Origin of the sequence: Hydrogenophaga sp. 5NK40-0174, assembly GCF_040372165.1 — a bacterium.
Lineage (GTDB): Bacteria > Pseudomonadota > Gammaproteobacteria > Burkholderiales > Burkholderiaceae_C > Hydrogenophaga.
On sequence record NZ_BAABWG010000002.1, the window covers coordinates 609,358 to 624,045 of the forward strand.

15 protein-coding genes are annotated in these 14,688 nt (G+C 62.3%); 6 read left to right on the plus strand and 9 right to left on the minus strand.

Going from position 1 to position 14,688, the window contains the following annotated elements; translation table 11 throughout:
• Window position 1: 1 nt before the first annotated feature.
• The 9 genes from kynA to ABWV89_RS08540 form a co-directional block, all read right to left on the minus strand.
• On the minus strand, window positions 2-895 hold the full coding sequence (gene kynA, locus ABWV89_RS08500; protein ID WP_353395815.1) for a tryptophan 2,3-dioxygenase: 894 nt from the start codon (window positions 893-895) through the stop codon (window positions 2-4).
• 71 nt (window positions 896-966) lie between these two features.
• Window positions 967-2,247, minus strand: coding sequence for a kynureninase (kynU, locus tag ABWV89_RS08505; protein ID WP_502903183.1), 1,281 nt, complete (start codon window positions 2,245-2,247; stop codon window positions 967-969).
• Window positions 2,248-2,470: 223 nt separating this feature from the next.
• Entirely contained in the window at window positions 2,471-3,274 is an 804-nt protein-coding gene (locus tag ABWV89_RS08510) for a cyclase family protein (RefSeq protein ID WP_353395817.1), read from the minus strand.
• A 96-nt stretch (window positions 3,275-3,370) separates the two neighbouring features.
• Complete coding sequence (locus ABWV89_RS08515) at window positions 3,371-4,306, minus strand: class I SAM-dependent methyltransferase (protein WP_353395818.1); 936 nt, start codon at window positions 4,304-4,306, stop codon at window positions 3,371-3,373.
• Between the two features lie 232 nt (window positions 4,307-4,538).
• A complete protein-coding gene (locus ABWV89_RS08520; RefSeq protein ID WP_353395819.1) occupies window positions 4,539-4,877 on the minus strand; it encodes a YkgJ family cysteine cluster protein in 339 nt (112 codons plus the stop codon).
• The gene (locus tag ABWV89_RS08525; RefSeq protein WP_353395820.1) at window positions 4,874-5,191 is read right to left on the minus strand and encodes a YkgJ family cysteine cluster protein; all 318 of its coding nucleotides are present in this window, start codon (window positions 5,189-5,191) and stop codon (window positions 4,874-4,876) included. Before ABWV89_RS08525 ends, ABWV89_RS08520 begins: the two co-directional genes overlap by 4 nt.
• Before the next feature lie 231 nt (window positions 5,192-5,422).
• Window positions 5,423-6,004, minus strand: coding sequence for a DUF2867 domain-containing protein (locus tag ABWV89_RS08530; protein ID WP_353395821.1), 582 nt, complete (start codon window positions 6,002-6,004; stop codon window positions 5,423-5,425).
• Window positions 6,005-6,115: 111 nt separating this feature from the next.
• Window positions 6,116-7,063, minus strand: coding sequence for an ornithine carbamoyltransferase (gene argF / locus ABWV89_RS08535; RefSeq protein WP_353395822.1), 948 nt, complete (start codon window positions 7,061-7,063; stop codon window positions 6,116-6,118).
• Window positions 7,064-7,138: 75 nt separating this feature from the next.
• Window positions 7,139-8,344 carry an aspartate aminotransferase family protein gene (locus ABWV89_RS08540; RefSeq protein WP_353395823.1) on the minus strand — a complete coding sequence of 402 codons (1,206 nt, stop codon included), beginning with the start codon at window positions 8,342-8,344 and terminating at the stop codon, window positions 7,139-7,141.
• Window positions 8,345-8,759: 415 nt separating this feature from the next.
• On the opposite strand from ABWV89_RS08540, the gene ABWV89_RS08545 reads away from it, so the two are divergent.
• The 6 genes from ABWV89_RS08545 to ABWV89_RS08570 all read left to right on the plus strand — a co-directional run bounded on the left by ABWV89_RS08545 (window position 8,760) and on the right by ABWV89_RS08570 (window position 14,679).
• Window positions 8,760-9,101, plus strand: coding sequence for a DUF3579 domain-containing protein (locus ABWV89_RS08545; RefSeq protein WP_353395824.1), 342 nt, complete (start codon window positions 8,760-8,762; stop codon window positions 9,099-9,101).
• Window positions 9,102-9,470: 369 nt separating this feature from the next.
• Entirely contained in the window at window positions 9,471-9,992 is a 522-nt protein-coding gene (sodC, locus tag ABWV89_RS08550; RefSeq protein ID WP_353395825.1) for a superoxide dismutase [Cu-Zn] SodC, read from the plus strand.
• A 148-nt stretch (window positions 9,993-10,140) separates the two neighbouring features.
• Entirely contained in the window at window positions 10,141-10,962 is an 822-nt protein-coding gene (locus tag ABWV89_RS08555; RefSeq protein WP_353395826.1) for a TIGR00266 family protein, read from the plus strand.
• The gene (locus tag ABWV89_RS08560) at window positions 10,963-11,445 is read left to right on the plus strand and encodes a hypothetical protein (RefSeq protein WP_353395827.1); all 483 of its coding nucleotides are present in this window, start codon (window positions 10,963-10,965) and stop codon (window positions 11,443-11,445) included.
• Window positions 11,446-11,521: 76 nt separating this feature from the next.
• A complete protein-coding gene (locus ABWV89_RS08565) occupies window positions 11,522-13,285 on the plus strand; it encodes a bifunctional alpha/beta hydrolase/class I SAM-dependent methyltransferase (protein WP_353395828.1) in 1,764 nt (587 codons plus the stop codon).
• Window positions 13,240-14,679 carry a phosphatase PAP2/dual specificity phosphatase family protein gene (locus ABWV89_RS08570; RefSeq protein ID WP_353395829.1) on the plus strand — a complete coding sequence of 480 codons (1,440 nt, stop codon included), beginning with the start codon at window positions 13,240-13,242 and terminating at the stop codon, window positions 14,677-14,679. Before ABWV89_RS08565 ends, ABWV89_RS08570 begins: the two co-directional genes overlap by 46 nt.
• Window positions 14,680-14,688: the final 9 nt, after the last annotated feature.

The window sequence follows — 14,688 nt, forward strand, 5'->3', positions numbered from 1 at the left end:
CTCACAACTGGGTGCGCAGGCTCCAGATTTCCGGGAACAGCACCACGTCGAGCATCTTGCGCAGATAGCTCACGCCGCCGGTGCCGCCGGTACCACGCTTGAAGCCGATGACGCGTTCCACGGTGGTCAGGTGCCGGAAGCGCCAGAGGCGGAAGGCGTCCTCCAGATCGGTCAACTCTTCGCCCAGCTGATACAGATCCCAATGAGCGGAAGGGTTGCGGTAGACCTGCAGCCACGCCTGCTCCACGCCTTCGCTGGCTTCATAGGGCTTGGTCCAGTCTCGCTCCAAATGGGTTTGTGGCACCTCAATGCCACGTCGCGCCATCAGCCTCAAGGCCTCGTCATACAACGATGGTGCTTCGTGAGCGGCCTTGACCATCGCCAGCAAATCGGCGCGGTGTTCGTGGGGCTTGAGCATCGCTGCGTTCTTGTTGCCCATGGCGAACTCGATGCAGCGGTACTGGTAGCTCTGGAATCCACTCGAGTGCCCCAGGTAGGGGCGAATGGCGCTGTACTCGGGTGGCGTCATGGTGGCCAGCACGTCCCACGCATGTACAAGCTGCTCCATGATCTTGCTCACACGCGCCAGCATCTTGAATGCCTCAGGCAATGCATCGTTGGCAATGTTCTGCTTGGCCGCCAGCAATTCCTGCAATGCCAGCTTCATCCACAACTCGCTCGTCTGGTGCTGCACGATGAACAGCATCTCATTGTGGTCGGGCGAAAGAGGCTTTTGGGCGCTCAGGATGGTGTCGAGCTGCAGGTAGTCGCCGTAGCTCATGTCGCCGCTGAAATCGAGCTGCGCCTTTTCGTCGTGGACGATGGCTTCTGTGGCGGATGGTGTGGTGGTCGACGATGGTGTTGACGAAGCGTCGTCATGGTAGGGGCAGGTCATGAGGCGTCCTTCCGCGAAATCATGGGGTGGTGTTGTCTGTCAGTCCGGGTACGGCTTGAGGCAAGACGTGCTCAAGTGACTGCTTGCGTCTTGTTGAAGTCAGGCCGCTTCCACTCTTTGCCATCCAGCACTTGTTTGAGATGCTCCACCGCATCCCAAACGTCGGCATATCCCAGGTACAGCGGTGTGAACCCGAAGCGAAGGATGTCTGGGTGGCGGCTGCCATCACCAGCGCGGAAGTCGCCAATCACGCCTCGGGCGATCAGGGCCTGCACGATGGCATAAGCGCCGGTCACGCCCTCGCTCGCTCCACGCGACAGACACACTTGCGAGCCGCGCCGGGCATGTTCGCGCGGTGTCACCAGTGCGAGCCCGTGACCTCCACAGCGCTCTTCTACCAAGCTGATGAACAGGTCGGTCAGGGACAGTGACTTGCTGCGCAAGGCCTCCATGCCGCCCAGTGGTTCCGCCGCCAGGACGGTGTCGATGCCGCATTCCAGAGCAGACAGGCTGATGATGGGCTGGGTACCGCACTGATAGCGGGTGATGCCGGCGGCGGGCTGGTAGTCGGGCGTGAAAGCAAAGGGCGCAGCATGGCCCCACCACCCCGAGAGGGGTTGCCAGAAGCGGTCGACGTGCTGCGGATGCACCCACACGAAGGCCGGCGCTCCCGGGCCGCCATTGAGGTACTTGTAGCCACAACCGACCGCGAAGTCGGCTTCCGCTGCATGGAGGTCCACCGGCACTGCCCCTGCGCTGTGCGCCAGGTCCCACACCACCAGAATGCCTTTGGCATGGGCTGCTGCTGTGGTGGCCGCCATGTCGTGCATGGCGCCGGTGCGGTAGTTCACGTGGGTGAGCATGAGCACGGCAACGTCGTCGGTCAGCGCGTCGTTGAGTTCTTCAGGCTCTATCAACACCAGCTCGAAGCCATGCTGGCGGCAAAGGCCCTCGGCAATGTAGAGGTCCGTCGGGAAGTTGCTGCGCTCACTGACGATGCGGGTGCGAGGAGAAGTCGCATCCGGCGTGGAGGTATCTGAACGCACCAGGGTCAGTGCCGCACTCAACACCTTGAACAGGTTGACGGAAGTGCTGTCGGTGGCCACCACTTCTCCGGGCTGTGCGCCGATCACTTTGGCGATCTTGTCGCCAACACGGCCCGGCAGGTCAAACCAGCTGGCGGTGTTCCAGCTCTTGATCAAATCGGTTCCCCATTCCTGCGTTACCACTTCGGCCACGCGGGCGGGAGCGGACGCAGGCATCACACCCAGCGAGTTGCCATCCAGATAGATGACGCCGGGCGGCAGGATGAACAAGTCGCGCAGCGAGCGCAAAGGGTCTTTGGCGTCCATGGCCTCGCAGGCCTGGCGGGACAAAGGCGTTGGCGACGTGGCGTTGGAGGGGGCGGCGGAGAAGGTGCTCATGACTTTGTTATCGGACCGACCGATGGAGTGAAGAGTGAGATGGCCAAAACGGCTGTGTGAAGAAGCAAAGTGCGGTCGAGCAGCACCCATGTGTCGTGCATGAGCGTTCGGCATTCGCCGGCGGTGTTGCCGGCGACGTTGGGGCCGTGGCCTAAAACGGCCGGAGAATGGCGCGAACGGGGCTGGCGTCGGCCTGCATCAGCTTGAGCGGCAAGGCAATGAGCTCGAAGTCGCCCTCAGGCACGTCGTCGAGCACCAGGTTCTCGAGCACGCGCATGCCACGTTGGCGAATCACCTGATGGCTGTCCAGCGTCTTGCTGTTCGCCGGGTCGATGCTGGCGGTGTCGATGCCAATGAGGATCACACCCTGATCGGCCAGCCATGTGACCGTTTCCGGGGCGAACGCGGGGAGCGCTTCGTCAAACCGGTCTTGCGGCATGCGCTCGTAGACGCGCACCAGAATTCGGGGTGGAAGTGGCCCCCACGCTCCGCCGCTGCGCGGGTCGCTGCCCCCCGAGGGGGCTGATTCGCCTCGGGAGCGGCCCTGCGGCAAGTCTGTAGGCCCCCGCGCTCCGCCGCTGTGCGGGTCGCTGCCCCCCGAGGGGGCTGATTCGCCTCGGGAGCGGCCCTGCGGCGAATCGGTTGTCATGGCATGCGACAGGTGTTCCACCCGGATCAGGGGCCCACAGCCAATCGCATGGATCACGCGGCAGTGCCCGATGAACGGTTCCAGAGGCACCTGACCAATGGCTTGTCCTTCGGGGTCGTAGTGCAAAGGCGCGTCGGCATGCGCGCCCACATGCGGCGACAGTGTCACGGCGCTCACGTTGACGGGGCAGCCCGGGCCGAGGCTCGCCACCCATTCCTGCGAATAGGGCGTGTCGCCGGGAAACACGGGGGAGCCGTGCTGCACCGGTGGCGAAATGTCAAAGATCTGACGCGACGACTGGTCCATGGGCGGCAAAGTTATCACCGCGTTTGCGGGTGTGGTGTCGGTTATTTCCAACGCCTGCCCACTTTTTGCGCCTGATGCCAGCCAGGCGCCAGTACGTCACGCGGGCAGCGTCGCGACGATCACTTTCAGCGCCCGGTCGTTCGACACGTCGGCGAAGGCTGGCGGGTTGGATAAGCGTTCTTCAACCACCATCGTGGGCGCCTCTGTGCGCAGCAAGTCGTGCAGAAATGACTCCGGAATCTCCGGTGCGTTCAGGCACAGCAGTGCTTTGCCGCCCGGCAACAGCAGCTCGGGCAGGCGGCGCACCAGACGCGCGTAGTCTTTGTTCGCAACGAAGCTGCCCTTCTGGTAGCTCGGCGGGTCCATGATGATCAAGTCGTAAGGGCCCATGCGCTTGAGCTTGCCCCAGGACTTGAACAGGTCGTGCACCAGAAACTTGGCTCTGCGCTCCAGCGGTGTCCCAGCAAAGTTCAGCCGGTGGTTGTCCCGGCCCGTGGCCATGGGGCCAGAAGCCATGTCCAGGTTGATCACCTCGGCCGCGTCGCCTTGAAGGGCCGCCACAGAAAACGCGCAGGTGTAGGCAAACAGATTGAGCACCTGACCATGCCTGGCGTTCTCGCGTACCCAACGCCGCCCTTCGGCCATGTCCAGAAACAGCCCCCGGTTCTGGCCCGCCAGCACGTTCACGCGGTATTGCGCGCCGTTCTCCGTCACCACGTGTGGCTCGGGCACGCTGCCGGCCATCAACTCGGTCACCGGCCGGCTCACCGGGCCATCCGGTTTGCGGCGCTGGAACACCCAGTTCAAAGGCTGACCGTTGCCAATGCTGGCCCAACGCAAGGCCAGCGCATCACCGATCGCCTGAACTTCTTCCTCGGTCGACTCGCCGAACTTGGTCACCACCCACACAGGGCTGTACCAATCCAGCGTCCAGTCTTCACAACCAGGATAAAGGCCTCCACGGCCATGAAAAATGCGGCTGGCGTCAGAACCAGGCGTGGCGAGATGAGTGGCTTCAATCAATGCGTTCATAAGGTCGAACGAGTCTAACCAAATCCATCACGAGAACAGGTCACTCCAACCCCCAGGCTCCCGAAGATCCGGCTCCGCCGGTCCAAGGGAGCGTCCCCCTCCCGCCGATGGCGAGAGATAGGGGCTGAGGGCCGCGGCTCCAGACATGCCTGCGCATGTCTGGACGTGCCCGAAGAGCCCCCGCCTCTGGCGGGGGTGCGGAGGCGCAAAGCGCCGCAGGGGGTGACTCCAACTAAACCCCCAGCCATTCCCCCAACGGCATCAGCCCATGTCGCACCCGCGCCTTGTTGCAACCGTAGGTGCCTTCTTGCAACTCCGCGCACGGGCGTGATCGGTTTTCGTAAATCGTGCAGGTCACCAGTTCGCCCACATTGCCTGCCAGGGCCTCGCAGCGTATCGGCACCTCTCCCGTGCCCTTCATGCGGCAGGTGCTGCCATTGACCACTTCGGTCATGGCCTCGGGCACCGTGCCGCCCATCACATCCAGTTCGTAAACCGAGAACTCCACCCGATAACTCTGGCAGCAAGCGCCGCAGGTCAGGCAGGCGGGCAGGGTAGGCGCTTGCGTCATACCGGCACCACGTCCACTGGCAGCAGACCATGGCGTCGCCGTGCTTGCGCGCAAGCGTCACTGCCCTCCGCAAACTCTTGACAAGGGTTCGGGCGCCATTCGTAAATGCCGCAGCTCACCTTGTCGCCGATGGCGCCGTACAAGGCGGTGCAGCGGGGCGGGTTGTGGTCGGTTCCGCGCAAGCGGCAGAGGGTATCTGTCAGTTCGGTGGCCAGCCCGGCAGGCACGCGCCCCCCATGGTCTTGCGACTCATGGATGGAGAAATCCACCCGAAAGCTGGCGCAGCACGCACCACAGGCTTGACATTGGCTCACGGCAAGTCCGAATAAAAGGCAACAAAGAAGACGACGAAGACCGGAAGGGAAGAAAATCCGATACGCGAGTGGTGTGTGCACCCGGCTGAAGCCGAGTGAAACCGAAGTGCTCACGTCCTCACATCGGTTGGCGCTGCGGGCTGCGTGTGCTGTTCATGTATACGAGAGCAGGAACGGCGGCAGTGCTGGCGCTGGGTGGCGAGATTATGCCGGGATCTCAGGCTGGCTGGATCAACTTGTTTGTGCCAGTCTCGCGGCCGCCACAATCTTGCCCAACATGCGGCGTCGAATCCCGCCACTGACTGGCCGAATGAGATACCAGTAGGGGGTGAACTGGCGCTTGGACTCAGGCGTGGGGCAATGGATTCGGGTGCGGGTTTCCAGCCGCGTCCCTCCCTGCCGGTCAGGAATGGCTCGCACGTCCAGAGCGAGCTTGGGTTGATCGGTAATGGCCATGTAGGCGTCGAGGTTGGCCACATCGAGCAGGCCATAGTCGAGCCTCCAGAATTTGCCTGCCAGTCCATACAGCCGCTCAGGCAAGGCGTCCTGATCGGGCGTCAAACGCGTGAAGCTGTGCAGGCCGAAGGGCTCATTCGGAAGGGCAACAGACGCATGGCCCAGACGTCGGGCGATGCGCCCCGGCAGCTCCCTCAAGCCGATGGCCAACGCAAACCAGCGGTCCGGCGCACGCAAAGCCGGGTCGATGTGCGGTGCAATGGTTTCAGGTGACAAGTCTGGCACCTGCAGCGAGTGGGTTTCGGCGAAATCCCATTGCGGCAGCACTTGTTCGAGCGTTGGACTGTTCGGGGTCATGTTGACGCGGCATCTTCAATGTTGGCGACGGCCGCTGCGCTTAACTTTGCTGCGCAAAGTGAGCCTGCGCCGAAACAGCCTGCGCCGCTTCGCAGCCGGCCACTTGGCGCTTTACGCCAAGCGTCCGAGCAAAAGGAGCTCCATGAGCGCCTTTTGCACATGCATTCTGTTTTCTGCTTCGTCCCAGACGACGGATTGGGGGCCGTCGATGACTTCGGAGGTGACTTCTTCGCCGCGGTGGGCGGGCAGGCAGTGCATGAACAGCGCGTCAGGCTTGGCCACGGCCATCATGTCTTCATCAACGCACCAGTCGGCGAAGGCCTTGCGGCGGGCTTCGTTTTCGGCCTCGTAGCCCATGCTGGTCCACACGTCGGTGGTGACCAGGTCGGCGCCTTTGCAGGCTTCCTTCGGGTCTTTGAAGACCTTGAAGCAGCTCTTGTCGCCAATGCCGGCGAGCTTGGCATCGACTTCGTAGCCACTGGGCGTGCTCACGTGCACGGTGAAGTCGAGCATTTCGGCTGCCTGCAGCCAGGTGTTGGCCATGTTGTTGCCGTCGCCCACCCAGGTCACGACCTTGCCTTTGATCGCGTCGAGCGGGTTGCCCGAGGCGGCGGGGCGGTGCTCCACCATGGTGAACAGGTCGGCCAGGATCTGGCAGGGGTGGAATTCGTTGGTCAGACCGTTGATGACGGGCACGCGAGAAAACTCGGCGAAGCGCTCGATCTTGGTCTGCTCGTAGGTTCGGATCATCACCAGGTCGACCATGCGGCTGATCACGCGTGCGCTGTCTTCGATGGGCTCGGCGCGGCCGAGCTGGCTGTCGCCTGTGGTCAGGTGCACGACAGAGCCGCCCATCTGGTACATGCCGGCCTCGAAGCTCACGCGGGTGCGGGTGCTGGCCTTCTCGAAGATCAGGGCCAGTGTCCGGTCAGGGTCGGCGAAAGGCTGGTACTTCTCGACGGCCTTGAACTTTTGCTTGATGAAAGCCGCACGCTGGAAGAGGTAGCCGGTCTCGTCGGCTGTGAGGTCCTTGAATTGCAGATAGTGACGGATGCTCATGGGAACGGACAGAGTGATGTCTGACGGAAATGGGGTGGACAACTGACTGGGTGGGTCAGGGCGCGCTGGCCTTGTTTACTCAGCCAGGAAAGCTTCGATCAGCGGCACCAGAATGCCAATGATCTCGTCGGCTTCCGCGCCGCTGATGACCAGCGGAGGCACGAGACGAATCACGGAATCTGCCGTAACGGAGAGCAGCAAACCGGCTTGCGCAGCGCGTTGCGCAAGCACGCCACAGGGGCGGTCCAGTTCAATGCCGATCATCAAGCCCTGGCCGCGCACCTCTTTCACGCCCTTGGTGTTCATCAGTCGGGTGTTCAGCTGCGTGAGCAGCAGCTCGCCCATCTTGGCGGCGTTCTCCAGCAGGCCTTCTTCCTCCATGATCTTGATGGTGGCCACGCCGGCGCGCATGGCCAGCGGGTTGCCGCCAAACGTGGTGCCGTGGTTGCCCGGCTGGAAGATGTTGGCTGCCTTGGGGCCTGCCACGACGGCGCCGATCGGCACGCCGGAGCCCAGGCCTTTGGCCAGCGGCATCACGTCTGGCGTGATGCCGGCCCACTGGTGGGCAAACCATTTGCCGGTGCGGCCCATACCGCACTGCACTTCGTCGATCATGAGCAACCAGTCCTTGGCGTCGCACATGGCGCGAACCTGCTGCAGATATTCGACACGCATCGGGTTGATGCCACCTTCGCCCTGGATGGTCTCGAAAAACACGGCCACCACGTCCGGGTCGTTCTCGGTTGCGGTGCGCAAGGCTTCGATGTCGTTCACCGGCACGCGGATGAAGCCCTCCACCAATGGGCCGAAACCTGCCTGGATCTTGGGGTTGCCGGTGGCGCTCAGCGTGGCGATGGATCGGCCATGGAAAGCCTTTTCGTAGACCACGATCTTGGGCTTGGCAATGCCTTTGTCATGGCCGTACTTGCGTGCCATTTTCAAAGCTGCCTCATTGGCCTCCAGGCCAGTGCTGCAGAAGAACACGTTGGTCATGCCAGAGCGCTCCACCAGCATCTGTGCCAAGGCTTCCTGGCCAGGCACGTGGTAGTAGTTGCAGCAGTGGATCAACTGGCCCACTTGCTCCTGCAATGCCTTGACCAGCTTCGGATGAGCGTGTCCCAGGGTGTTGACCGCGATGCCCGCCAGACCGTCCAGGTATTCCTTTCCGTCCACGTCCCACATGCGGCAGCCTTTGCCATGGCTCATGGCAATCGGCAGTCGACCGTACGTGTTCATCACGTGCGGGGACGTCGGGATGGTAGGGGCAGCATTGGCACTCATGTTCAGAAACTCCGTGCAGTCGTCAGGCAAGACCGGTCTGGTCCGGGTGGAACGGCAAAAAACAAAGCGGCTCAACGAAAGTTGAGCCGTTGAATGCCGATTCTAGAGGCATGCGAGGCATTGTGTTGTTGCCAATTGATCATCACAGCCATGCGCCGGGTGCTGCCCGTCCAGAGCCTGCCGGCAAGGATCGGGGCCTTTTGCCTCTCAAGTCTTATATAAGATATAATTCTCATTGTCCGGATGCATGTTTCACAAAATGAAATTCAAGCGATCCTTGAGCTGTTGTGTGGAGCGCTGGACAATGAGTGAGTGGCTTGTTCGTCAGCACCCCGACAGAACAGGCGTTTCCAATCTCACAGGCGCGTCAAACGCGCGTCTGTGAGTTATCTTCAGGATCCAACCTCCCACCAACATGGCCACCAGCCCCACCAGCAAGCAAGTCTTCATCCAGGGTGTCACCCTGGACGGTCGACGTTTTCGTCCCAGCGACTGGGCCGAGCGCTTGGCGGGGGTGATGAGCCAGTTTCGCCCGGGCGGCAGCCTTGCCCGCCATGGTCACCACCACATCCAGTACTCGCCCTGGTGCATTCCCACCGTCATGAATGGTGTGAAAGTGGTCATCGTCCACACTGATCTGCGCGAAGAAGAACCCATGGCCTGGGAGTTCGTCATGAACTTTGCCAAGGACAATCAGCTGCAGGTCGCCGAGGGCTGTGTGCTGCCGGACGAGCCGCCGGCAAAGAAAACCGACTGACGCCTCCCGTAGGGTGGTGCACCGCTTTCACCTGCGAGTTGATGCTGCCGTTTGATGCAGCAGCTGGCTCCTGTGGAGTTTCAGTCATTGCATCAAGGGTTGCTTCAGCCCCTGATTCGTGGCCAGAGCCTGGCAACATCGTGTAAAGCCGGCTTACAGAGCCAGAAGGGCCAATGGCCCTGTAAGGCATTGCTGGCGGCGCTTCGCGCCAAGGCGCTCAACCTTCATTTGTTTCAGCACAGATCTGTCATCTCCCAAACAGAGGGAAATCCGCGAATCCGGGCGCACCGCAACCGCTAAGGTGGCGTCCCTTGCACAGCCCCGGTGGCTGCGTGAATTTCCTCTTCCCCCTATCAGGAGTTGCCTATCATGAACTGCAAGCCATTGATTGCCACCTTCGCCCTGTCCGTTCTGTGCACTGCCGCCATGGCACAGGTCAGCGTGCCCATGAAGCTGCTGGACGCAAAAGGCGCCACCAAGGACGCAGGAGCCGTCACCGCAGAGGAGACCGAATACGGCGTGGTGTTCACCCCTCAACTCACAGGGCTCACGCCGGGCCTGCACGGCTTCCATGTGCACCAGAACCCCGATTGCGGCCCAGCCGAAAAGGAAGGAAAAACCGTGCCAGGCGGGGCGGCAGGCGGCCATTTCGACCCGGACAATGCCAAGGCGCATGGGACACCTTGGGGCAAGGGGCACCTTGGCGATCTGCCACCGCTGTTTGTGACTGCCGACGGGTCTGCCACGCAGCCTGTTCTGGCGCCTCGCCTGAAGCTGGCTGACCTCAAAGGTCGATCCTTGATGATTCACGCCGGTGGCGACAACCATTCGGATCATCCCGCGGCCCTGGGTGGCGGTGGCGCACGCATGGCCTGTGGCGTCACACCCTGAGCCTGACGCTCACTCGCCTTGATCGAGCAAACGGGCGCCCTCCAAGGCGCCCGTTTTTTTGCCTCGCGACGGCGCCTTGTGAGCATGGGATATGCTGTCTGGCTTGAGATCCCCCCATTGAACAACCAACAGCTGGAGTCAGGACATCATGGCCATGGACGAAGTGGACTTCTATTTGCACGGCGACGACATGCAGTTCGTCGAAATCGAACTCGACCCGGGAGAGGCCGCCGTGGGCGAAGCTGGTTCCATGATGTACATGGAAGACGGCATCCAGATGGAGACGGTCTTTGGTGACGGATCTGCGCAGCAAGGGGGCGTCTTTGGCAAGCTGCTGGGGGCCGGCAAGCGGCTGATCACAGGTGAGTCGCTGTTCACCACGGTTTACACCAATGAAGGCCAGGGCAAGAAAAAGGTTGCGTTTGCCGCGCCCTACACCGGCAAGATCATTCCGTTCGATCTGTCGAAGTACGGCGGCACCATGATTTGCCAGCGAGATGCGTTTCTTTGCGCTGCCAAAGGTGTGGCCCTGGGCATCGCGTTTCAGAAGAAGATCGGCACCGGCTTCTTTGGCGGCGAAGGCTTCATCATGCAAAAGCTCGAAGGCAATGGTCTGGCTTTTGCCCACTCAGGCGGCACCGTCATCCAGCGGCAGTTGCAGCCAGGTGAGGTTTTGCGAGTGGACACGGGCTGCGTGGTGGCCTACACGCCCGATGTCGATTTCGACATCCAGTTTGTCGGTGGCGTGAAAACGGCGCTGTTTGGCGGCGAAGGCCTGTTCTTCGCCGTGCTGCGCGGCCCGGGTACCGTCTGGCTGCAATCCTTGCCCTTCTCGCGACTTGCCTCGCGCATCTTTGCTGCGGCACCCCGCATGCAAGGTGGCGGAGGTCGTGGCGGCGAGCAGGGTGGCCTGGTCGGCGGCATTCTCGGTGGCACCATGCTCGGCGGTGTGCTGGGTGGAGATGACTGAATGACAGTGGGTTTGGCAAGCAGTGCAAGAGCGTCCCATGCGCTGGTTCTGACGGCGGTGACCGCTACCCTCACGCTCGGTGGGTGCGCAGCCTACAAGGTTGAAGCGGTCGGGCCACAGGCCAGTGCACCGGTGAAGTCTTCAGCGCCTGCAGGCAAGCCGGGAAAGGCTCTGAAAACCGGAGTGGCACCCGCACTCAAGGTGGTCCCGGACCGGGCGTCCCACATTGAAGGTCGTGGCTTTCAATGTCACGAGCCCTTGCTGTACGTGCTGTCGCTGGGTCTCATCCCTGCGGTGTGCGTCAAAGGCTATGAGTTGCGTTCCAACGAAGAAGTGCTGGGGCGCTACGAGGTCAGCATGATGATGGGCTGGGCCGCCATGTTTGCCGCCATGTCACCGGGCTGGTCGCTCGGATCAGGTGACGAGCGCGCTGAGACTCAGATCCGCCGACAATCGGGCGCATTGCGTTCAGGCGCCCGGTAACTGGAACTCGGGCGCGGCTGGCCTCCAGGGGCAGGCAACAGGCAACAGGCAACACAAGACGATCAGGGAGAAGATCATGGGCCATACCGAACAGCGAGCCGCTCAATCGCTGAGCTTCCGTACGCATGACGACGTAGAGCTGCGCTACCGCCGCTGGCCTGCTGCCGCCAGCCGCCGCGGCGCCGTCGTGATGTTTCACCGCGGCCATGAGCATGGTGGGCGCATGGCCCACCTGGTTGATGAGCTGGGGCTGGACGCGTTTGATTTTTATGCGTGGGATGCGCGCGGGCATGGAGAAAGCCCGGGTGAGCGTGGCTATTCACCCAGCTTTGGAACCTCGGTCCGCGATGTGCAGACGTTTGTCGATCACATTGAGCAGACGCATGGTGTCAAGGTGGGCGACATGCTCATCCTCGCGCAAAGTGTGGGTGCGGTGCTGGTGTCCACCTGGGTGCACGATTACGCACCTCGTGTCCGGGCCATGGTCCTGGCCTCGCCAGCATTCAAGGTCAAGCTCTATGTGCCGTTTGCGCGCCCCGGTCTTGCATTGCTGCAAAAGATTCGCGGCAATTTCTTCGTCAACAGCTACGTCAAGTCCAAATTCCTGACCCATGACGTCAGCAGGCAGCAGAGTTACGACTCGGACCCACTGATCTCCCGACCCATCTCTGTCAACATTCTTCTGGGCCTGTACGACGCGGCCGACCGCGTGGTCGCCGATGCCGCCGCCATCACGGTACCGACCCAACTGCTCATCTCCGGCGCGGACTGGGTGGTGCATCACCAGCCGCAGCACCGGTTTTTTGACCGGCTGGGCTCTGCGGTCAAGGAAAAGCATGTGCTCGACGGCTTCTACCACGACACCCTGGGAGAAGCTGATCGCGCCAAGGCTGTTTCGCTGATCCGGACCTTCGTGCTGCGCATGTTCGATTCACCGCCAGCGCCGGTAAACCTGGCTGATGCCCACCTCAAAGGATTCACGCATGAGGAGGCGCAGACCTTGTCAGCGCCGCTGCCTGCGATGTCGCCCAAAGGCTTGTACTGGTCGACCTACAGGGCGGGACTCAAGCTGGCGGGAAGCCTCTCGGAAGGGGTGGCTTTGGGGCACCGGACCGGCTTCGACTCCGGCAGTACGCTGGACTACGTCTACCGGAATGAAGCCAGGGGGACTGGCCCCATCGGCCGTCTGGTGGACCGCAACTACCTCGATGCCATCGGGTGGCGCGGCATCCGTCAGCGAAAAACTCACCTCGAAGCGCTGATACGCCGTGCCGTTCAAGACGTGCAGTCCAGTGGCCAGCCGGTGCGCATCCTCGACATTGCGGCAGGGCATGGCCGTTATGTGCTCGATGCCATCGCCTCCTGTGGAGTTGAGCCGGAGCAGGTTTTGCTGCGCGACTACTCCGACATCAATGTGGAAGACGGCCGTCGCCTGATCGGGCAAAAGAACATGGCCCACTTTGCCCGGTTTGAAAAAGGGGATGCCTTCGACACCGCCTCTGTGGCCAACGCGCTTCCCGGCGTGACGGTCGGCATTGTCTCCGGCCTGTATGAACTGTTCCCGGACAACGACTTGGTGCGGGCCTCTCTGGCCGGCATGGCCAAGGCGCTGGATAGTGGTGGCTATCTGCTCTACACAGGGCAGCCGTGGCACCCGCAGCTCGAAATGATTGCCAGGGCGCTGACCAGCCATCGGCAAGGACAGGCGTGGGTGATGCGTCGGCGGACGCAGGCCGAGATGGACCAGCTGGTGCGCGATGCAGGTTTCGAGAAGATGGCTCAGCTGGTCGATGAATGGGGCATCTTTACCGTGTCGCTGGCCAGGCGCGTGGCCGAGTGATGAGCGAGGCCGGTGTGGTTGCGCTGCCTGCTGGCGGGCTCAGGGTCAAGCACGGCCTTGCATGGCTTTTTCTGCTGGCACCGCTTTTCTTTCTCAGCTATGGGTGGACCAATCAGCTGGCGGCGGACAAAGGCGTCACCGACCATGTGGTGTTCGGGTGGGAGACAGCCATTCCGTTCTGGCCCTGGACGATTGTTCCGTACTGGTCGATCGACCTTTTTTACGGCCTGTCCTTCCTCACCTGTCGAACGCCGCGTGAGGTCAACCACCATGGCTTGCGCCTGCTCACGGCACAGCTGATCTCCATCACTTGCTTTGTGCTGTTTCCACTGCGCTTCACGTTCGAGAAGCCCCAGACCGATGGCATCTTTGGTGCACTGTTCGAATCGCTGGCGGCCTTTGACCTGCCCTACAACCAGGCGCCGTCACTTCACATCAGCCTCTTGATCATCATCTGGTGGGCGCTCGTCAAACGGTCCAGCCCCGCCTGGCGCTGGGCATGGCATGCCTGGGCGTTGCTGGTGGCCGTGTCCGTGCTCACCACCTGGCAGCACCATTTCTTTGATCTGCCCACGGGTGCCGCCGTTGGCCTGATGTGTCTCTGGCTGTGGCCTGATGGGACCGGGACGCCGCTGCTTGGCGCAGGCGCAGGCGCAGGCGCAGGCGCGGGCGCGGGCAATGGGCATGCATTGCAGCGTGTGCGCCGTCTTCGGCTCGCGGCGGCTTATGCCGCAGGGAGTCTTCTGTGCCTGTGGCTCGCATGGCCAGGGGGGCGTTTTGGCTGGGGCTGGTCACTGCTCCTGGGCTGGCCGGCCATCGCATTGGCGCTGGTGGCGACAAACTACGCCTGGTCAGGGGTAGCGGGTTTTCAGAAACGAGGAGGGCGGCAAAGCCTCGCCGTTCGCTGGTTGCTGGCGCCATACCGCCTGGGTGCCTGGGCCAACAGTCGGGCATGGACCTGGCGAAACCCTGAACCCAGTGCGATCACGCCGCGTGTCTGGATGGGGCGCATTCCCTCTGGCACGGAGTGCAGCCGCCTGGGCCTTGATGCGGTGCTCGACCTGACCGCAGAGTTCAACACACCACCCGTCGCCGGGCAAGCGCTGTCCGTGCCCATGCTGGATCTGGTGCTCCCACCGCTCAATGCGCTCGACGAAGCGGTGGAGGCACTGGAGCAAGCCGTGCAATCGGATGCCCGCAAGGTACTGGTCTGTTGTGCGCTCGGTTACGGACGCAGCGCACTCGTGGTGGCCGCATGGTTGCTCAAGAGCGGTCGCGTCGAATCAGTGGACGAGGCGGCTGAGTGCATCCGGTCGGCGCGCCCGTCGGTGGTACTGGGCGCAGCGCAGCGCGAGCACTTGCAGGCCTGGACCGCTTGCCGGCGGGGCATTTGAACGAGGGCA